The sequence below is a fragment of the Peribacillus deserti genome, assembly GCF_016909175.1.
GTDB lineage: Bacteria > Bacillota > Bacilli > Bacillales > DSM-1321 > Paraperibacillus > Paraperibacillus deserti.
The window spans coordinates 86,221-107,298 of sequence record NZ_JAFBFI010000006.1 but is presented as its reverse complement, the minus strand read 5'-3'; the positions used below and the strand labels follow the sequence as shown (position 1 = coordinate 107,298).

Here is a 21,078-nt window from a genome sequence, read left to right as displayed (position 1 = left end):
AAGCATCTTACCCAAAATATCTTTTTACCTGGGATGATTTGTGGCACTCCTTTACGTTTTCACACCCTGACCTTGATAGTCAGGGTGTTTTTTTATAAAAAAACAGCAAAGTTCACAAAGGATTGCTTAAAAACAGGAGGGACTAATTCATGGCAGCTATTATCAAAAACGGATATGTATTAAATGAAGAAGGAAGTATGAAAAAAGCAGATATTCTTATACAAAAAGGAAGAATCGAGCAGATCGCTGATTTCATTGCTCCTGATGACCATGAGGTTATAGATGCTGAAGGATTGCTGGTTGCACCTGGATTAATCGACTTACATGTACACCTTCGTGAACCAGGCGGAGAAAAAAAGGAAACGATTGAATCTGGTACACTGGCAGCAGCAAAAGGCGGCTTCACCACACTGGCAGCCATGCCAAATACCAGGCCTGTTCCTGACTCTAAGGAGCAGTTGGAATGGCTGATGGGACGGATAAAAGAGACGGCGCATGTAAGAGTACTTCCTTATGGGTCTATTACGGTGAGAGAGCTTGGACAGGATCTGACCGATTTTGAAGCCTTAAAAGAATCCGGTGCATTTGCCTTAACCGATGATGGGGTGGGAATTCAATCTGCCGGCATGATGCTGCAGGCAATGAAACGAGCAGCCAGCTTGGATCTGCCAATCGTCGCCCACTGCGAAGAAAATACCTTAATCAATAAAGGATCCGTACATGAAGGAGCTTTTTCCAGAGAACATGATTTGAATGGAATTCCTTCGGTGTGTGAGTCTGTCCATATCGCAAGAGATGTCCTTTTAGCAGAGGCTGCAGAGTGTCATTATCATGTGTGCCATATCAGTACAAAAGAATCCGTCAGAGTGGTACGGGATGCTAAAAGAGCAGGTATCAGAGTAACAGCAGAGGTTTCTCCGCATCACCTGCTATTGTGTGAAGAGGATATTCCAGGCCTTGATTCAAATTATAAAATGAATCCGCCGCTCCGGGGCAAGGAGGATCAAAAGGCTCTGATTGAAGGCCTGCTGGATGGGACCATTGACTTTATTGCGACAGATCATGCTCCGCATACAGAAGCTGAAAAAGCGGAAGGAATGCTGCTTGCCCCTTTTGGAATAGTTGGTTTAGAAACGGCTTTCCCGCTTCTTTATACGCACTTTGTAAAGTATGGGGAGCTGTCACTTAAGCAATTGATTGACTTTTTAACTATAAAGCCTGCTGAAAGCTTTGGGCTTCCTTATGGGAAATTAGAAGCAGGATCTGCGGCAGATATCGTTTTAATAGATTTAGAGAATGAATACGAAATTAACCCTGATGAGTTTATATCAAAAGGAAAAAATACACCATTTAAAGGCTGGAAATGCAGCGGCTGGCCTGTAATGACATTCGCTGAAGGAAAAAAAGTCTGGTACAAAAAATAAGAAGGGCGTGTTTGGAATGAAAAGAAAGCTTGTTCTCGAGGACGGAACTGTATTTATAGGCGAAGCATTTGGAGCAGAAGCCGAGAAAACCGGAGAAATTGTGTTTAACACTGGAATGACTGGCTATCAGGAAATTTTGTCCGACCCTTCTTATTGCGGCCAGATTGTAACGCTGACATATCCGCTGGTTGGGAATTATGGCATTAACCGGGATGACTTTGAATCTATTAATCCAGCCATACATGGCTTTATCGTTAAAGAGGCAGCAGACTTCCCTTCAAATTGGAGAAGCCAGCTTTCACTGGATGAATTTTTTAAGATGAAGAATATCCCGGGGATTGCCGGAATTGATACACGGAAACTGACAAGGATTATCCGTAAAACTGGTACGTTAAAAGGAGCCTTATGTGCTGAAAACAAGTCGGATGCAGAGGTATTAGCCCAGCTGAGGGCAGTTGTACTGCCCTCAGACCAGGTAAAACGGGTATCAACGAAATCTTCGTACCCAAGCCCAGGGAGAGGCTGCAGGGTTGTTGTGGTAGATTTCGGAATGAAGCATGGAATTCTTCGCGAGCTGAATAAAAGGAACTGTGATGTAGTGGTAGTTCCTTACAATATTACCGCCCAGGAAATACTTAGTTTAAGTCCGGACGGAATTATGCTGACAAATGGACCTGGAGACCCGAAGGATGTACCTCAGGCAATTGAGATGATCAAAGGAATTCAAGGAAGAGTGCCGCTTTTCGGAATCTGCCTTGGGCATCAGCTGTTCGCTCTCGCAAATGGCGCAAATACAGAAAAAATGAAATTCGGGCACAGAGGCTCCAACCATCCTGTCAAAGATCTTAGTACTGGAAAAATAGCCATTACATCCCAAAATCACGGATATACGGTTGAAGAAAGTTCACTTAAAGATACACAGCTCGAGGTTACCCATATAGCAATTAATGATGGGACTGTAGAAGGCTTAAAGCATAAGCAGCATTCTGCATTCACCGTTCAATATCACCCTGAGGCGTCTCCAGGGCCTGAGGATGCAAACGGATTGTTCGACCAATTCATCTCCATGATTGAAGCTGCAAAAGAGGAAGGGGAAAAAACATGCCAAAGCGTACAGATATAAAAAGTATTCTTGTAATCGGTTCTGGTCCCATCATAATCGGACAGGCGGCAGAATTTGACTATGCAGGCACACAGGCCTGTATCGCACTCAAAGAAGAAGGATACAGAGTCATCTTAATCAACTCTAATCCAGCTACTATTATGACAGACACCGAAATTGCTGATGCCGTCTATATTGAACCTCTAACCCTTGAATTTGTATCAGGTATTATCAGAAAAGAGCGCCCCGATGCACTGCTGCCGACACTTGGGGGCCAGACAGGATTAAATCTGGCTGTTGAACTTCATAATTCCGGTGTGCTTGAAGAGTGTAATGTAGAAATCCTCGGAACAAAGCTTTCAGCAATTGAACAGGCAGAAGACCGCGATCTTTTCCGCAATTTAATGAATGATTTGGGTGAACCTGTTCCAAAAAGCGATATCATTCATACTCTTGAAGAAGCTTATAGATTTACAGAAGAAGTCGGCTTTCCTATTATCGTACGCCCGGCATTTACGCTTGGCGGTACAGGCGGCGGAATCTGTACAAATGATGAAGAACTGAATGAAATTGTTGCCAGCGGCTTAAAGCACAGTCCTGTTACACAATGTTTAATTGAAAAAAGTATTGCCGGCTTTAAAGAAATCGAATATGAAGTGATGCGTGATTCCAATGACAATGCCATTGTAGTCTGCAATATGGAAAACTTTGACCCGGTCGGCATTCATACAGGTGACTCCATTGTAGCCGCACCAAGCCAGACTTTGAGTGATAGAGAATACCAGATGCTGAGAAACACATCCTTAAAGATTATTAGAGCATTAAAGATAGAAGGAGGCTGTAATGTACAGCTTGCCCTGGATCCTGACAGCTTCGACTATTTCGTGATAGAAGTCAACCCGCGTGTGAGCCGCTCCTCTGCGCTGGCATCCAAAGCGACTGGCTATCCTATTGCAAAGCTTGCAGCAAAAATTGCTGTGGGCCTTACATTAGACGAAATGATGAATCCTGTTACAGGAAAAACCTATGCAAGCTTTGAGCCTGCATTGGACTATATTGTTACAAAAATTCCGCGCTGGCCGTTTGATAAATTTGAATCTGCGAACCGCAAGCTTGGCACACAAATGAAAGCAACCGGCGAAGTCATGGCAATCGGCAGGACTTTCGAAGAATCGATTTTGAAAGCCGTGCGATCTCTGGAGACCGGCCAATACCATTTAGAGCTAAAAGATGCCCACAGCATGGATGACAGGCTAATTGAAAAGAGAATACGCAAGGCTGGCGATGAACGGATTTTCTTTGTAGCAGAAGCTTTAAGAAGAGGAACTTCTATTGAAACCATTCATGATTGGAGCAAGATTGACCTATTTTTCCTAAAAAAACTAGAAAATATTATTAAGTTCGAAGTTGTATTGACTGATAACATATATGAAAAAGAAATTGCAAAAAAAGCAAAGCAAATGGGCTTCTCTGACCGGGCGATTTCAAAGTTCTGGGGAGTACAGGAAAGAGAAGTGTACAGCTGGCGCCAAGAAATCGGGCTGATTCCTGTATATAAAATGGTTGATACGTGCGCAGCGGAATTTGAATCAGAAACTCCTTATTTTTATGGAACATATGAGGAAGAAAATGAGTCAGTGGTGACAGACCGGAAAAGCGTCATCGTACTAGGGTCAGGCCCAATCCGGATCGGACAGGGAGTAGAATTCGATTATGCGACGGTCCACTCCGTATGGGCGATTAAACAGGCAGGCTATGAAGCGATTATCATCAACAATAACCCAGAGACTGTTTCAACCGACTTCAGCATTTCCGATAAGCTGTATTTTGAACCTTTAATCATCGAAGATGTCATGAATATCATTGATTTAGAAAAACCAGAGGGTGTTATCGTACAATTTGGCGGACAGACTGCCATTAACCTGGCTGACAAGCTTGTCGAGCGCGGAGTGAAGATATTAGGGACGTCACTTGAGGATCTGGACCGTGCAGAAAATAGAGATAAATTTGAGCAGGCTTTAACACAGCTTGAAGTGCCACAGCCTAAAGGGAAAACAGCAACGTCTGTTAGTGACGCAGTGATTATCGCAGAAGAAATCGGGTATCCTGTGCTTGTTCGGCCTTCCTATGTGCTTGGCGGCCGTGCCATGGAAATTGTGTACAAAGAAGAAGAACTTCTTCATTATATGAAGAATGCCGTAAATGTAAATCCAGAGCAGCCGGTACTCATTGACCGTTACCTGACTGGAAAAGAAATCGAAGTGGATGCAATCTCTGACGGAACCGATGTGTTAATTCCAGGTATCATGGAACATATCGAAAGAGCGGGCGTGCATTCAGGGGACTCAATCGCTGTGTATCCGCCGCAAAGCTTAACACAGGATATCAAAGATAAAATAGTGACCTACACAACAAAGCTGGCTAAAGGATTGAATATCATCGGACTGTTAAATATTCAATATGTAGTTTCTAATAATGAAGTATTTGTTCTTGAAGTAAACCCACGTTCCAGCCGGACCATTCCGTTCTTAAGCAAGATCACAAATGTAGGGATGGCCAACTTAGCAACGAAGGTTATTCTTGGAGAGAAACTTGTTAACCTTGGATACAGCAGCGGCTTGATTCCTGAAAAGCCAGGCGTATTCGTTAAGGTGCCTGTATTCTCATTTGCAAAGTTAAGAGGAGTAGACATTACTTTAGGCCCTGAAATGAAATCAACAGGAGAAGTAATGGGTAAAGACTTCACTCTTGAAAAAGCATTGTATAAAGGCCTGATTGCTTCAGGAATTAAAATACAGGCTCATGGGAAAGTGATCCTCACAATCGCTGAAAAAGATAAAGAAGAAGCACTCTCCATAGCATCAAGATTTTATAACCTGGGATTCAAGCTTCTGGCTACTGAAGGAACTGCCGCTTACTTCAAGAATGCAGGAATCCCGGCGAGTGTAGTCGGCAAAATTGGAACAGAAGGGCCAACTCTGCTGGATGTGATCCGTAATGGTGAAGCAGGATTTGTAATCAATACCCTAACCAAAGGAAAGCAGCCTGAAAGAGACGGATTCCGTATCCGCCGGGAATCAGTTGAAAATGGAGTAGCCTGCCTGACTTCGCTTGATACTGCTAAAGCGATTTTAAGAGTAATCGAATCGATGTCGTTCTCTGCCGAAGCCATGCAGCCAGCCGAAAGAGGGACCGAGGTGGTCCATTCATGATTAAAAACGAAAAGCTAAGTGTAGTTAGTCATAAAGAAATTGCAAGCCGTATTTTTGAACTGACTCTTAGCGGAGAATTAGTTTCTGAAATGAAACAGCCAGGCCAATTCGTTCATATTAAAGTGTCAAATGGAATGGATCCCTTATTAAGAAGACCAATCAGCATTTGTTCAATAAATAGAGAGATGAAACAATTCACAATGATTTATAGAAGCGAGGGGCGGGGAACTGCCCTTCTCGCAAAAAAAGAAAGCGGCCAGGAAGTAGACGTACTCGGTCCTCTTGGAAACGGATTTTCAGAACATGAAGTAAAACCGGGTGAAACGGCGGTATTAGTTGGGGGCGGAATAGGCGTCCCGCCGCTATATGAACTTTCCAGAAGACTGAAAAAGAATGGCGTTCATGTGGTTCATATATTAGGCTTTCAAACTAAGGATGCCGTTTTTTATGAAGAAGAGTTTAAGAGACTGGGAGAAACATATGTGGCCACAGCTGATGGCACTAATGGCACAAAAGGGTTTGTGACTGATGTATTAGAAAAACTGGAAGGCAGTATCGACGTGATATACTCCTGCGGTCCGACTCCCATGCTAAAAGCGCTGGAACAAAAATACAGCCATAAAAAACTATTCCTTTCACTTGAAGAAAGAATGGGCTGCGGCATTGGAGCGTGCTTTGCATGTGTCTGCCATACGGCTGATGACCCACAAGGAGTTTCATATAAGAAAGTCTGCAGCGACGGTCCTGTTTTCCGTGCAGGGGAGGTACTATTATGAGCCGATTAAACATTGAACTACCCGGACTAAGTTTAAAGAATCCTATCATGCCCGCATCAGGCTGCTTCGGATTCGGCCGTGAATTCAGCCAGCTCTATGACTTAAATCTGCTGGGTTCAATCATGATTAAAGCAACAACAAAAGAGCCGAGGTTTGGAAACCCGACCCCGCGTGTGGCCGAAACCTCTGCCGGCATGCTGAATGCAATCGGCCTTCAAAATCCAGGTCTTCATAAGGTGATGAGTGAAGAGCTTCCATGGCTTGAGCAGTTTAACCTTCCGGTTATAGCCAATGTAGCAGGTTCTAAAGAAGAAGATTATATTGAGGTTGCAAGGGAAATTTCACAAGCTCCTAATGTCCACGCACTCGAGCTTAATATTTCGTGCCCAAATGTGAAAGAAGGCGGAATCGCGTTTGGCACCATCCCGGAGGTAGCAAAGAATCTGACAAAAAGAGTAAAAGAGGTTTCACAGGTCCCTGTTTATGTAAAGCTGTCACCCAATGTGTCCAATATCGTTGAAATGGCCAAGGCAGTAGAGGATGGCGGAGCAGACGGCCTGACGATGATCAATACGCTGCTTGGAATGAGGATTGATCTAAAAACAGGTAAGCCTGTGCTTGCAAACAAGTCAGGCGGATTGTCCGGCCCTGCGATCAAACCTGTAGCTATCCGGATGATACATGAAGTATCCCGGGCTGTTTCTATCCCGATTATTGGCATGGGCGGCATCCAAGATGCTTCGGATGTAATCGAATATTTCTATGCCGGGGCGAGTGCCGTCGCTGTAGGTACTGCCAATTTTACAGACCCGTTTGTCTGCCCGAAAATTATTGAAGAGCTGCCATTGTTACTGGATCAGCTTGGTATCGGCCATATTTCTGAATGCAGAGGAAGGAGCTGGAAAGCGAATGAACTTTTTGCCCATAATCGCGCTTGATTTTCCGGATAAAAAGAGAGCTGGAGAATTTTTGGACAGATTTTCTGATGAATCCCTTTTCGTAAAAGTAGGAATGGAACTCTACTATCAGAACGGACCTGAAATCCTTTCTTTTATAAAAGAGAGAGGACACAAAATCTTTCTGGATATCAAGCTTCATGATATCCCCAATACGGTGGGACAGGCAATGAAAGGGCTGGCTTCCCTTGAGGCAGATATGGTAAATCTACACGCTGCCGGCGGAAAAGACATGATGGTCCGCGCGCTGGAAGGACTGGAAGCTGGTACTGCTGCTGGTAAGAAAAGGCCATTATGCATTGCGGTAACTCAGTTAACAAGCACATCAGAGGACCAAATGCAGAACGAGCAGCTTATTCATGTTTCACTGGAACAATCCGTGCTGCATTATGCGAAGCTGGCAAGAGAAGCAGGGCTTGATGGGGTAGTTTGTTCAACACATGAAGTGGAAGCAATTCATAGAGCGGCGGGTAATTCCTTTATAACAGTTACCCCTGGAATCAGGACAGCAGGCGGTGATCTCCACGACCAAAAGAGAATCGCTACTCCGGAACAGGCAAGGTTGCTTGGAACGAATGCAATTGTGGTCGGACGATCGATTACACAGTCTGCAGATCCGTATCAAGCTTACCTGGAAATTAAATCTGCGTGGGAGGGTGTTATAGCATGAGAAACAAAATTGTTGAAAAACTACTAGAAATAAAAGCTGTATTTTTACAGCCAAATGATCCGTTTACATGGTCTTCCGGAATTAAATCACCCATTTATTGTGACAATCGATTGACTCTTTCCTATCCAGAAGTAAGACGGGAAATTGCGGGCGGTTTAGCACAAGTGATCAAGGATAATTTCCCCGGTGCAGAAGTTATTGCAGGAACGGCGACTGCTGGCATTCCACATGCAGCATGGGTCAGCGATTTATTAAATCTGCCAATGTGCTATGTTCGTTCAAAAGCAAAAGAACACGGAAAAGGAAACCAAATTGAAGGCAAAGCAGAACCAGGGCAAAAGATAGTCGTCATTGAAGATCTCATTTCAACAGGCGGCAGTGCCATTACAGCTGTAAAGGCACTTCGTAAAGCAGGATGCGAAGTCCTGGGTGTGGCAGCCATCTTCACCTATGAACTAGAAAAAGGAAACGAACTGCTTCAAGCCGAAGACATACACACAGTATCTCTCAGCAGCTATTCAGAATTAATCGAAGTGGCCAGGGAAAAAGGATATATCGCCGAAAATGATGTTAACAGACTGACCGAATGGAGAAAGAATCCAGCAGAACTTGCCTGGATGAAAGCATAGAATTGCGCTGCCCTGAGATTCAGGGTTTTTTTTGAGTAAGAGTCTCGCCCACTGGGCCGGCGCGAATTTTGGTGATTGCGTGAATTTAAAGGTTCATTGCGCGAAAATAGGATAATCGCAGATTTTATTGCGAGACTTCATTATGTTAATGCGGGTTGGCAGATGTCTATGAATGCAGTTTAATAAATTGCCAAGGTGTGGCAGGTCTCTCACGCGAGAATTTGAATTTATGCAGGATTATTTGGTGCCATTGCAGGATTTTAAAGATTAATGCAGGATTTTTGAGATATTTGCAGGATTTGTGAGATTTATGCAGGATTCCAATTTTTACGCGAAAGAATGACCAATATTATTCGATAAAAAAGCCGCGGCAGGGTACCCTGTGCGGCCTTTATTATTTATTGAAGATTTAACTTTTTCGTATTTTCTCTCAGTTCGATTACTTTATCAGCATCTGGCGTTACATATAATGTCTGCTGATTATCATAGATAACAAACCCTGGTTTGGAACCGTTGGGCTTTTTAACATGACGCACGGCTGTGAAATCCACCGGTACAGAACTCGATTCTTTGGCTTTACTGAAATACGCGGCCAAAGAAGCAGCTTCCAGCAAAGTTTTTTCCGATGGATCGGTATTCCGAATAACAACATGTGAGCCTGGTATGTCTTTAGTATGCAGCCAGATATCATCTCGGCGGGAAAATTTATTCGTTAAATAATCATTCTGCTTATTGTTTTTCCCTACATACATTTCATCACCGTCAGAAGAAAGATATTTTTCTAGCTGAGGCTTTAAATTATGCTTGCTTTTGGTACCTTTTTTAAATTTAGCCTTTAAGTAGCCGCCTTCTTGAAGTTCCTCTCGTATTTCACTAATATCCTTCGGAGAAGCAAATTCCAGCTGCTGCAGCAGGCTGTCAAAATAAGCCGTTTCTTCTGTGGCAAGCATAATTTGTTCTTTTACCACATCAACTGAATTCTTAGCTTTTTGATATTTAGAAAAATATTTTTGAGCATTTTCTGAAGGTGTTTTTTGAGGATCAAGACTGATTGTTACCATGCCGCCGTCTTCATCATAATAATTGATAACCTCTATTTCCTTCATGCCCTTTTCCATTACATACAAGTTGGCTGTGATCAATTCACCAAAAAGCTGAAACTCTTTGGCTTTTTCACTATTTACTAAGGTTTCTTCTAATTTAATAATTTTCTTCTCATTTTTCTTTTTTTCATTAGAAATGAACCGCTCTAAATCATGTGACTGCTGTTTAACGCGGTCCCTCTCTGCTTTTCCAAAATAAAAACGGTCCAGCAGGGCAGAAAGACTGCTAAATTCTTGTTTAGATCCTTTTATGTGGTCCAACGGGATTAAATAGAAAATTTCTTTTCCATTCGTATTAATTAAAGCCGGTTCATACTGCTTTAATTTAACCTTATTTATAAGATCTAGAAATGCTTTTGGGATCGTATTGCGGTTTGCCAGGCCGGCTTGGTAGACCGTTTCTTTTGAGAAAAGGGGAGATATCCCTGCAAAAGAGTTCACAAGCTGCTTGTCCAGGCGTCCCTCATTAAAATTGATGGTTCTCAGCAAGGTTTCTTCGGTTGCTTCGAATGGATTCTTTTTTTCCTGCTCGGGAGGAGCTACATACTCATTGCCCGGCAGTATAGTCCTATAGCTGTTAATCGCTGGAGAAATGTGTTTAATACTGTCAAGAATCATATTGCGGTCTCTGTCTACTAAAATGATATTACTGTGCCGCCCCATGATCTCGATAATCAGTTTTTTATGCGAGATATCACCAATCTCATTCCGGCCTTTAATTTCTAACACTATAATTCTATCCACACCAATTTGGTATAAATCCTCTAATATAAATCCTTCTAAATGCTTTCTAAGCAGCATGCAGAACATGGGAGGCTCAGACGGATTTTCATACGATTCGTTTGTTAACTGAACTCTCGCATAGGTCGGATGCGCAGATAATAACAGCTTATGATTCTTTCCGCCTGCACGGACAATCATGATAATTTCTCCCTTGGAAGGCTGGTGTATTTTATTAATTCTTCCCCCTTTTAGCTGGGAAGCAATTTCTTCACTCATTGCTTTCGTAAATAAACCGTCAAAAGACATAATTAACATCCTCTATCTATTTTATTTTGCCTGATAATTTTTTGGTTTTTGTGGAGGGTGCATAGTCTGTGGCAGATCCGTTAACCGTCAGCCACATAAAACTGGAAGTTAGCCACATAAAAGCCTATTTCAGCCACATAAAATTTGAATCTTCACACATAAATTTCAAACTTTGCCCCATAAAATTGTATTTTACCCCAGAAACGGCATTAAAGCGCGTTTTGGGACTTTGGATTTCTTAAAATTAAAGCGTTTTGGCAATATGAATTCTAAGAAAAGGCGATTTATAAAAAAAACACTGTTTTTTGTCTGTTTTTAAACTATATTTAGAGTTTCATTGACATAGGCACCATACTTCGCTTAGTGAAAAGCTGCGAACTGACACCTTCGGTCATAAGCCAATCACTGTTAAAAGGCAAGAGCGGCCTTTTACCACTGCTTTTCTTATGCCTGGCTAACGCATAAGTGCGACTAAGCTTCTGTCTTCGCTCTCGCTAGCCAATCAGCAAGTCTACTTTATCAGGTGTCTGCCTTCCATTGAGTTCTCTTTTTGAAATAAATTTAGAATTTCATTGAGGTAAATACCGAATAATCTTCAGAAGGCACCGTTCTCCGCATTTAAGGTGTCCAGCTCCAAGCTCCCACCTTCGAGACATAAGCCAATCAGTCCATGAGAAGACAGAACGCTTCTCATGGCCTGCTCGTCTTATGCTTTGCTGGCGCATAAGTGCGACTAAGCTTCTGTCTTCGCTGCCGCTTGCCAATCAGCAAGTCTTCTTTATCAGGTGGCTCCTCCGCTGTCGCTCCGGACCGCTTTCCGCATTTCTGTTCATACAGCTGCGAACTGACACCTTCGGTCATAAGCCAATCACTGTTAAAAGGCAAAAGCGGCCTTTTACCACTGCTTTTCTTATGCCTGTCAGGTGTCTGCCTTTCCTATATAGTCTCTTTTCATTAATAAAATTAGAGTTTCATTGTGCAAAGAATTATTATCCGAGAAAGGCACCGTTCTCCGCATTTGTGGTGTCCAGCTCCAAGCTGCCACCTTCGAGACATAAGCCAATCAGTCCATGAGAAGACAGAACGCTTCTCACGGCCTGCTCGTCTTATGCTTGTCAGGTGGCTCCTCCTCTGTCGCTCCGGACCGCTTTCCGCATTTCTGTTCATCCAGCTGCGAACTGACACCTTCGGTCATAAGCCAATCACTGTTAAAAGGCAAAAGCGGCCTTTTACCACTGCTTTTCTTTTGCCTGTCAGGTGTCTGCCTTTCCTATATAGTCTCTTTTCATTAATAAAATTAGAGTTTCATTGTGCAAAGAATTATTATCCGAGAAAGGCACCGTTCTCCGCATTTGTGGTGTCCAGCTCCAAGCTGCCACCTTCGAGACATAAGCCAATCAGTCCATGAGAAGACAGAACGCTTCTCACGGCCTGCTCGTCTTATGCTTGTCAGGTGGCTCCTCCGCTGTCGCTCCGGACCGCTTTCCGCATTTCTGTTAAATTATATCATTTTTTTGGACGAGTCTGAATATGCATGGGAGGAGAAGGGACAAGTGTTATGAATTTTGAGGGGGAAGTGAGATGCTGAATGAAGTTCCGGGAAATGGATAAGGAAGAGGTTGAGGCGGCTCTTCACACTAGTATAGAGCATGGTTTATCGCAGGAAGAGGTGCTGGTGCGCCAGAAAAAGTCTGGTTATAATGAGCTGCAGGAGGGTGAGAAGCAGTCTGCAATTTTGTTGTTTTTCGCTCAGTTCAAGGATTTTATGGTTCTTGTGCTTCTGGCAGCTACTTTAATTTCAGGGCTTCTTGGTGAGTACATAGATGCAATTGCCATCATAGCCATCGTGATTGTGAATGGAATTCTGGGTTTTAACCAGGAGCGAAGAGCGGAGAGGTCGCTTCAGGCTTTAAAGAATCTTTCAGCTCCCCAGGTATCGGTGAAGCGTGACAGTGAGTGGGTCAAGATTCCGTCACGAGATGTGGTTGTTGGGGATATTATGAAGTTTTCAAGCGGTGACCGTATTGGCGCTGATGTGAGGATTTTGCAGACAACCAGCTTGGAAATCGAGGAGTCGGCTCTTACAGGTGAATCTGTACCGGTAGCTAAGAAATCCGAACCAGTGAAGCACGGATCCGACCAGATCGGGGATCAGGAGAATTTTGCCTTCATGGGCACGATGGTAACAAGGGGAAGCGGTGTAGGTACGGTTATTTCCATTGGAATGGATACAGCCATGGGGAAGATTGCTGATTTGCTTCAGTCTGCTGAAACCATGGAGACTCCGCTTCAGCGCCGTCTTGAACAGTTAGGGAAAATCTTAATTACGACAGCTCTGCTGCTTACACTGCTAGTGGTAGTTATCGGTGTCATTCAGGGACATGATGTTTATACGATGTTTTTGGCGGGTGTTTCTCTTGCTGTAGCAGCCATACCGGAGGGCCTGCCTGCTATTGTAACGGTCGCACTGTCACTTGGCGTTCAGAGGATGATCAAGCAAAATGCGATTGTACGAAAATTGCCTGCTGTTGAAACGCTTGGTTGCGCTTCTGTTATCTGTTCTGATAAAACAGGGACACTGACACAGAACAAAATGACCGTCACACATTTATGGAGCGGGGGTAAGACCTGGACTGTGACGGGTACAGGCTACGAACCAAGCGGAGAATTTCAATGTGAAGGAAAACCTGTTCATGCCGGGGAGGACAAAACGATCCAGCAGCTGCTGACTTTTGGAATGATCTGTAACCACGCAGAATTAAAGCAGGGAGAGACAGGTTATATATTGGATGGAGATCCAACGGAAGGAGCTCTGTTGGTTGCTGCTATGAAAGCAGGATTCACACGTGAGAATCTGGGCGCACAGTTCACCATTGAAAAGGAATTTCCGTTTGATTCTGCTAGGAAAATGATGAGTATGATTGTTAAGGATGAAAGAGGCCGCTCTTTTGTGGTGGCAAAAGGAGCACCGGATGTTCTGCTTGGACGGTGTGATTCCATTCTCTGGGGAGAGAAAAAGCAATTTATGACGGACGATCTCCAGGGGAGAGTACAGGATGCGATTGATGGATTAGCCGCTCAGGCTTTACGGACTATTGCTATTGGTTTCAAAGCTATATCGCCAAATTCAGTGATTCTGCATGATTCGGAAGCTGAAAAGGAGTTAACGATTATTGGTCTTCAAGGGATGATTGACCCTCCGCGTCCCGAAGTCAAGGATGCTGTAAAAGAATGCCGGGCTGCCGGAATCAAAACGGTTATGATCACGGGCGACCATGCGACAACAGCAAAGGCCATAGCATCCCAGCTGGGGATTTTAAAGAAGGGCGATATGGTGCTTGATGGTGCAGCCCTTTCGGCGATGGATGTAGAAGAGCTTGAGAATGTCGTCGACAAGGTCTCGGTTTATGCAAGGGTTTCCCCTGAGCACAAGCTGAAAATTGTTAAAGCGCTTCAGAAAAAAGGCCATGTGGTAGCGATGACGGGCGACGGAGTAAATGATGCGCCTGCCATTAAATCGGCGGATATAGGAATCGCGATGGGAATTACCGGTACGGATGTAGCAAAGGAAGCATCAGCACTTGTACTGCTGGATGATAATTTTGCTACAATCAAAGCCGCCATTAAAGAAGGGCGGAACATCTATGAAAACATCCGCAAGTTTATCAGATATTTGCTTGCTTCTAATGTAGGAGAAATTCTTGTTATGTTCTTTGCCATGCTTCTTGGACTTCCGCTCCCGCTGATACCAGTCCAGATCCTATGGGTCAATCTTGTGACAGATGGACTGCCGGCTATGGCGCTTGGACTAGATCAGCCAGAGGAAAATGTTATGCAGAGGAAGCCGCGGCTTCCTAATGAAGGAGTGTTTGCCAGAGGGCTTGGATGGAAGATTCTTTCAAGGGGATTCCTAATCGGTTCTGTTACACTGGCCGCCTTTATGATTGTGTATAAATCTAATCCTGGAAATCTTGTCTATGCACAGACCGTGGCGTTTGCCACCCTGGTGCTGGCGCAGCTGATTCATGTATTTGACTGCAGAAGTGAAAAATCTATATTTGCCAGAAATCCGTTCGGCAACTTATATCTTGTCGTTTCTGTTATTTCATCTCTGCTGCTCATGCTGGTGGTTATCTATTATAAACCGCTTCAGCCTATTTTCCATACAGTGCCGATAAGGCTGAATGAATGGCTGCTGATTATAGGAATGGCTTCAATTCCAACTTTTTTATTGGCAGGTTCATTTTTAGCGAGAAAATCAAAATAATGTATGTTATAATTCTAATGGTAGTAGAGGGTCCTCTATTACCTTTTTATTTTTTGCATGATAATGGCCTAGCTGTTAGTCTGCAAGATAATATTGGGGTGAAGATTATTGGTCATAAGCATGACTGGTTACGGTAGAGGATTTGCAGAAGAACATGAACTGCAGATCAACGTGGAAATTAAAACGGTTAATCACCGTTTCGCCGAATATCAAATAAGAATGCCTCGCCAGCTGTTTTTCATGGAAGATAAAATTAAAAAGCAGATTAGCGAATACATAAAAAGAGGAAGAGTAGAAGTTTTTATAACCCTTGAAGGAAGCGGCCTCAGCACCCGGAAGCTTGAGGTGGATTGGGAACTTGCGGACGAATATGTTTCATTGATGTCCGAGTTTCAAAAAAAGTATAATCTTACTTCAAAACCGGAACTGCAGGACCTTCTTCAATTAGATAACGTGATAACCATCGTTGAACAGCAAACTGATCATCCTGGACTGGAAGGGACTGTAATCTCCGCTGTGAAGAATGCCGCTTACAGCCTGCTTCAAATGAGGCAGCATGAAGGAGCTCAGCTTGCAAAGGATATGCTGAGCCACCTTCATGCTGCCGGTTATATCGTACAGAAGCTGAAAGGTCTGGCACCGGCTGTTTCTGAAAATTATAGAAGACGTCTTTATGATAAAATATCTGACTATACAGACGGACTGCTTGATGAAGCCAGACTGCTGACTGAAGCCGCCATTTTTGCAGAAAAGGCAGATATAAACGAGGAGCTCACAAGGCTTCAAAGTCATATATCGCAATTTGAAAAAACACTGGCGCTCAGAGAGCCGGCCGGCAGAAAATTAGACTTTCTCATACAGGAAATGAACAGGGAAACCAATACGATCGGCTCGAAGGCAAATGACTCCTCCATTGCCCAGGAAGTAGTTGAATTGAAAAGTCTGCTTGAAAAAATTAAGGAACAAGTTCAAAATATCGAGTAGGATCGAGTTTATATAGATAAATGAACGGTCAAAATAGAATAGGGATGAATGGGGGACCGCTGGTGTCTATCAAGCTGATAAACATTGGTTTTGGAAATATCGTTTCCGCAAATAAAATTGTTTCAATTGTTAGCCCTGAATCTGCTCCGATCAAAAGGATAATCCAGGATTCACGCGACAGGGGTTCCTTAATAGATGCAACATACGGCAGGAGAACGAGAGCTGTAATCATTACCGATTCAGATCATGTTATTTTATCCGCTGTACAGCCTGAAACAGTTGCGGCCAGGTTGCATGACCGAGAAGACAATGGAGATGAAGGGTAGGTATATAAATTGAAAGAAAAAGGTTTGTTAATTGTATTGTCCGGACCTTCAGGAGTTGGCAAAGGTACCGTCAGGAAAGCTATTTTCTGCCGGCCGGATACATCTTTTGAATATTCTATATCTATGACAACACGTAAGCCCCGTGAAGGAGAAATCAATGGAGTTGATTACTTCTTCAAATCGAGAGATGAGTTTGAGGCATTGATTGAACAGGGTAAACTTCTGGAATACGCTGAGTTTGTCGGCAATTATTATGGCACGCCTGTTGATTATGTCAGAGAGACGTTAGATTCTGGCAAGGATGTATTTTTAGAAATAGAAGTACAGGGGGCACGCCAGGTCAGGGAAAAGTTTCCTGAGGGCTTATTTATATTCCTAGCACCTCCAAGTTTAACCGAATTAGAAAATCGGATTACTACAAGAGGAACGGAAACTCAGGAGCTCATCCGCCAGCGAATGAAAGCTGCCAAGGAAGAAATAGAACTAATGGACTTATACGATTATGTTGTCGAAAATGATCAGGTCGAAAATGCCTGCGAGCGGATCAATGCCATTGTCATAGCGGAGCATTGCCGCAGGGAAAGAGTTTCACGCCGCTATAAAACTATGCTGGAGAGTGAATAATATGCTATATCCTTCTATCGATTCATTACTAAATAAAATTGATTCAAAATATTCTCTTGTGTCCGTAGCTGCCAAGCGGGCACGACAGATGCAGGGAAACGATAATACCAAGCTCCAAAAGCCTGTATCTTACAAGAATGTCGGAAAAGCGCTTGAAGAGATTCATGCTGGAATCCTCACCTATACAAACGACCACAAAGATTCCAACCTTTAATGACCTGCCTTTATGCAGGTTTTTTTCTTTTTTAATAATAGCCTGTTCTAGAAGATGAAAATTGCCGCGTTATCCTTCATAATATAATCAGTTTAATCCCTGGAGGAAAGTACATGTTGACCAATAAAAAAATCTTATTATGTGTGACAGGCGGCATCGCTGTTTACAAAGCAGCTGCTTTAACGAGCAAACTGACCCAGAAGGGTGCGTCCGTTAAGGTGATCATGAGCGAATCGGCTTTGAAGTTTGTTACCCCGCTGACATTTCAGGCTCTTTCAAGAAATGATGTGTTTACAGATACTTTCGATGAGAAGAATTCTGAAAAAATAGCTCACATAGATCTGGCAGACTGGGCGGATATTATCTTGATTGCTCCTGCTACTGCCAATATCATCGGGAAAATTGCAAATGGCATCGCCGATGATATGATCTCAACTACTCTTTTGGCTGCAGAGGCGCCTGTTTGGGCGGCTCCGGCTATGAATGTCCATATGTACGCTCATCCGGCTGTACAAAAAAATATGAATACCCTAAGAAGCTTTGGCTATGAATTTATTGAGCCTGGAGAAGGGTATCTTGCATGCGGATATGTAGGAAAAGGCCGTCTTGAAGAGCCTGAGACCATTGTCCAAAAACTGCATGAATACTTTGACGGTCAAAAGCAGCGGCCGCTTAAGGGGAAGAAGGTAGTGGTCACGGCAGGACCAACCCGTGAAAAGATCGATCCGGTGCGCTTTATATCGAATCTTTCTACAGGGAAAATGGGATATGCCCTTGCAAAAGAAGCAAGAGAGCTTGGAGCAGAGGTAGTCCTTGTTTCTGGACCTGTTCATTTAGACCCGCCAGCCGATATCCGCACCATCCCTGTTGAATCTGCAGAAGACATGTATCAGGCTGTAATGGAGCAGTCAGAAAATGCGGATGTAGTCATAAAGACGGCAGCAGTCTCTGATTACCGCCCGAAGAATTATCATCCACAGAAAATAAAGAAGATGCCGGGCAGTGAAGTTATTGAACTAGAACGAACAAAGGATATTTTAATGGAGCTCGGTTCCCGGAAAGGCAGCAAGATCCTGGTCGGTTTTGCCGCAGAAACGGAACATGTTGAAGAGCATGCCCGTGGCAAATTAGAACGGAAGAACGCTGACTTAATCGTAGCAAATAACGTGACCATTGAGGGAGCGGGTTTTGGAACAGATACGAATATCGTAACCATTTATTCGAAAGAAGATGAGCCCTTATATATCCCGCAGAAAACTAAAGGGCAGATTGCAAAGGATATTTTGAATAAAGTAATAGAATTGCTGAATAAAAAGGACTGATGCTCTATGAATATAGCGTCCGTGATTGTCGATGTACCGGCTAAGCAAACGGACCGGGAATTCGATTATAAAATACCTGAGAAGTGGGTGTCTGTTATTAAGCCGGGGATGAGAGTCATTGTACCCTTCGGACCCAGGAAGGTGCAGGGATTTGTTTCACAGCTCAAAGAACAGTCAGAGCATAGCAGGTTGAAATCCATAGAAGAGCCGATGGATCTGGAGCCTATATTAAATCCTGAGCTATTAGAGCTTGGCGATTGGCTGACTGTGGAAACATTATGCTATAAAATTTCAGCCTATCAAGTAATGATCCCAGCTGCGTTAAAAGCAAAATATGAAAAATATATTAAATTAACCAGTGATAATGGGCTGAATGCCTTATCAGAGGAAATGAAAGCTCTTTTTAACGGCAGGGATCGTATGGACTGGAAAGAAGTTTTAAACAGCCAAGCAGCCTCAAAAATTCAAAATGAATTATTAAAAGGAAATCTAGAGGTAGTCTATCAGGTAAAAAACAAATTAAATAAAAAGCGGGTAAAGTATGTTGAAGCGGTGATTCCGCAAGAGGGAATTCAAGAATATGCCGCTGGCCTTCCGCAAAATGCAAGCAAGCAAAAAGCAGCCTGTGACTATTTTATATCGCACCCGGGAGAAATCACACTAAGAGAATTAATTGATCAAACAGGCACTACTGCCCAGTCCGTTAAAACTCTGGTACAAAAAAATGTATTAAAAGAATATGAAAAAGAAATCTATCGTGATCCATTTGAAAACAGAACCTTCTCCCAAACAAATCCCTTTGTCTTAACAGACGAACAAGAAGAAGCTCTTCGTCCTATTAATCAATCCATCAATACCAAAAGTGACGGCACTTTTCTTTTATACGGTATAACAGGAAGCGGTAAAACAGAAATTTATCTTCAAGCTATAGATAATGCACTCAAACATGGAAAAGAAGCCATTATGCTTGTTCCTGAGATTTCATTGACCCCGCAAATGGTCCAGCGCTTTAAAGGCCGGTTTAGCAATAAAGTGGCTGTCATGCACAGTGGTCTTTCAGTTGGGGAAAAATATGATGAATGGCGCAAAATCCAGCGAAAAGAAGTAAAAGTGGTGGTTGGTGCCAGGTCGGCAATATTTGCCCCGTTTGAAAATCTGGGGATTATTATCATAGATGAAGAGCATGAAACAAGCTATAAGCAGGAAGAAAATCCCCGTTACCATGCAAGGGATGTAGCTATAAAAAGGAGCAAATATCACGGATGTCCAGTTGTACTTGGCAGTGCGACTCCATCGCTTGAGACCTTTGCAAGGGCACAGAAAAATGTGTATACATTATTAACACTGAAAAATAGACTCAATTCATCTATGCTGCCCAAAGTTGATATTGTAGATATGCGGGAAGAACTGCGCACTGGCAATAGATCGATGTTTTCAAAGATGCTGTTTGAAAAGCTGACAGAAAGAATTGAAAAAAAGGAACAAACTGTTCTCTTTTTAAATAGAAGAGGACATTCTTCCTTTGTGATGTGCAGAGACTGTGGTAATGTCATGAATTGTCCTCATTGTGACATTTCGCTTACTTACCATCGTTATAGCCATCAGCTGAAATGTCACTATTGTGCTTTTGAAGTGCCCATGCCTTCTCATTGTCCGGAATGCCAGAGTGACTATATCAGGTTCTTTGGAACAGGAACTCAGAAAGTGGAGGAGGAGCTCGGAAAAATACTTCCGCAGGCCCGGGTGATCAGGATGGATGTGGATACAACCGGAAAAAAAGGCTCCCATGAAAAGCTCCTTACTGCTTTTCAGGAAGGAAAGGCAGACATTCTTCTTGGTACACAAATGATTGCTAAGGGATTGGATTTCCCGAATATTACGCTCGTTGGAGTCCTTACAGCGGATACGATGCTTCATTTACCGGATTTCAGAGCCTCAGAAAAAACGTTTCAGCTCTTAACCCAGGTGAGCGGAAGAGCAGGCAGGCATAAGCTCCCGGGAGAGGTAGTTATTCAAACATATACTCCTGAACACTATAGCATCGAACTATCAGGACAGCAGGATTTCGATTCTTTCTATGCACAGGAAATGCAGCTCCGGAAATTTAATAAATATCCGCCTTTTTATTTTCTGGCCCTGGTAACAGTCTCTCATGAGGATTTAATGAAAACTGTTTCTGTTACAGAAAAAATAACTAAATTTCTTTCGTCAGGTTTATCCAGTGACTCTGTCGTATTAGGTCCTGCAGCATCTCCCATCAGCCGTGTGAACGATAGATATCGGTATCAATGTCTGATAAAATACAAGCGTGAGCCTGAATTAAGAGGGATGCTAAAAAAGATTGTGGAACACTACCAAAAAGAAACACACCAAGATGGATTGCAAATTTCTATAGATTTAAATCCGCACATGTTAATGTAAGCAGGGCAGGAGGCTCTTA

At 43.2% G+C, this 21,078-nt stretch carries 15 protein-coding genes; 14 read left to right on the top strand and 1 reads right to left on the bottom strand.

Annotated elements, in window-relative coordinates; all coding sequences use genetic code 11:
- Positions 1–149 precede the first annotated feature (149 nt).
- The 7 genes from JOC77_RS08445 to pyrE are packed head-to-tail and all read left to right on the top strand — an operon-like array spanning position 150 to position 8,769.
- Entirely contained in the window at positions 150–1,424 is a 1,275-nt protein-coding gene (locus tag JOC77_RS08445; protein WP_204541640.1) for a dihydroorotase, read from the top strand.
- Between the two features lie 16 nt (positions 1,425–1,440).
- A complete protein-coding gene (locus JOC77_RS08440; protein ID WP_204541637.1) occupies positions 1,441–2,547 on the top strand; it encodes a carbamoyl phosphate synthase small subunit in 1,107 nt (368 codons plus the stop codon).
- Entirely contained in the window at positions 2,526–5,738 is a 3,213-nt protein-coding gene (carB, locus tag JOC77_RS08435; protein WP_204541622.1) for a carbamoyl-phosphate synthase large subunit, read from the top strand. The genes JOC77_RS08440 and carB overlap by 22 nt, the downstream gene beginning before the upstream one ends.
- Positions 5,735–6,514 carry a dihydroorotate dehydrogenase electron transfer subunit gene (locus JOC77_RS08430; RefSeq protein ID WP_204541606.1) on the top strand — a complete coding sequence of 260 codons (780 nt, stop codon included), beginning with the start codon at positions 5,735–5,737 and terminating at the stop codon, positions 6,512–6,514. The genes carB and JOC77_RS08430 overlap by 4 nt, the downstream gene beginning before the upstream one ends.
- Positions 6,511–7,452, top strand: a complete 942-nt coding sequence (locus JOC77_RS08425) for a dihydroorotate dehydrogenase (protein ID WP_204541603.1) — start codon at positions 6,511–6,513, stop codon at positions 7,450–7,452. The genes JOC77_RS08430 and JOC77_RS08425 overlap by 4 nt, the downstream gene beginning before the upstream one ends.
- Entirely contained in the window at positions 7,424–8,140 is a 717-nt protein-coding gene (gene pyrF, locus JOC77_RS08420; RefSeq protein ID WP_204541600.1) for an orotidine-5'-phosphate decarboxylase, read from the top strand. The genes JOC77_RS08425 and pyrF overlap by 29 nt, the downstream gene beginning before the upstream one ends.
- On the top strand, positions 8,137–8,769 hold the full coding sequence (pyrE, locus tag JOC77_RS08415; protein ID WP_204541597.1) for an orotate phosphoribosyltransferase: 633 nt from the start codon (positions 8,137–8,139) through the stop codon (positions 8,767–8,769). The genes pyrF and pyrE overlap by 4 nt, the downstream gene beginning before the upstream one ends.
- Positions 8,770–9,167: 398 nt before the next feature.
- Here the strand turns inward: pyrE and JOC77_RS08410 are convergent, their stop codons facing one another.
- Positions 9,168–10,901, bottom strand: coding sequence for an Rqc2 family fibronectin-binding protein (locus JOC77_RS08410; protein ID WP_204541594.1), 1,734 nt, complete (start codon positions 10,899–10,901; stop codon positions 9,168–9,170).
- Between the two features lie 1,588 nt (positions 10,902–12,489).
- On the opposite strand from JOC77_RS08410, the gene JOC77_RS08405 reads away from it, so the two are divergent.
- The 7 genes from JOC77_RS08405 (at position 12,490) to priA (ending at position 21,059) form a co-directional block, all read left to right on the top strand.
- Positions 12,490–15,168: a calcium-translocating P-type ATPase, SERCA-type gene (locus JOC77_RS08405; protein WP_204541591.1), complete on the top strand. Its 2,679-nt coding sequence runs from the start codon at positions 12,490–12,492 to the stop codon at positions 15,166–15,168.
- Between the two features lie 108 nt (positions 15,169–15,276).
- Positions 15,277–16,152, top strand: coding sequence for a YicC/YloC family endoribonuclease (locus tag JOC77_RS08400; protein ID WP_204541588.1), 876 nt, complete (start codon positions 15,277–15,279; stop codon positions 16,150–16,152).
- A gap of 62 nt (positions 16,153–16,214) precedes the next feature.
- Entirely contained in the window at positions 16,215–16,478 is a 264-nt protein-coding gene (remA, locus tag JOC77_RS08395) for an extracellular matrix/biofilm regulator RemA (RefSeq protein ID WP_101641515.1), read from the top strand.
- A gap of 9 nt (positions 16,479–16,487) precedes the next feature.
- The gene (gmk, locus tag JOC77_RS08390; RefSeq protein WP_204541585.1) at positions 16,488–17,102 is read left to right on the top strand and encodes a guanylate kinase; all 615 of its coding nucleotides are present in this window, start codon (positions 16,488–16,490) and stop codon (positions 17,100–17,102) included.
- A gap of 1 nt (position 17,103) precedes the next feature.
- Positions 17,104–17,316: a DNA-directed RNA polymerase subunit omega gene (rpoZ, locus tag JOC77_RS08385; protein WP_204541582.1), complete on the top strand. Its 213-nt coding sequence runs from the start codon at positions 17,104–17,106 to the stop codon at positions 17,314–17,316.
- 113 nt (positions 17,317–17,429) lie between these two features.
- Positions 17,430–18,638: a bifunctional phosphopantothenoylcysteine decarboxylase/phosphopantothenate--cysteine ligase CoaBC gene (gene coaBC, locus JOC77_RS08380; RefSeq protein ID WP_204541579.1), complete on the top strand. Its 1,209-nt coding sequence runs from the start codon at positions 17,430–17,432 to the stop codon at positions 18,636–18,638.
- 6 nt (positions 18,639–18,644) lie between these two features.
- The gene (gene priA, locus JOC77_RS08375; RefSeq protein ID WP_204541576.1) at positions 18,645–21,059 is read left to right on the top strand and encodes a primosomal protein N'; all 2,415 of its coding nucleotides are present in this window, start codon (positions 18,645–18,647) and stop codon (positions 21,057–21,059) included.
- Positions 21,060–21,078 lie beyond the last annotated feature (19 nt).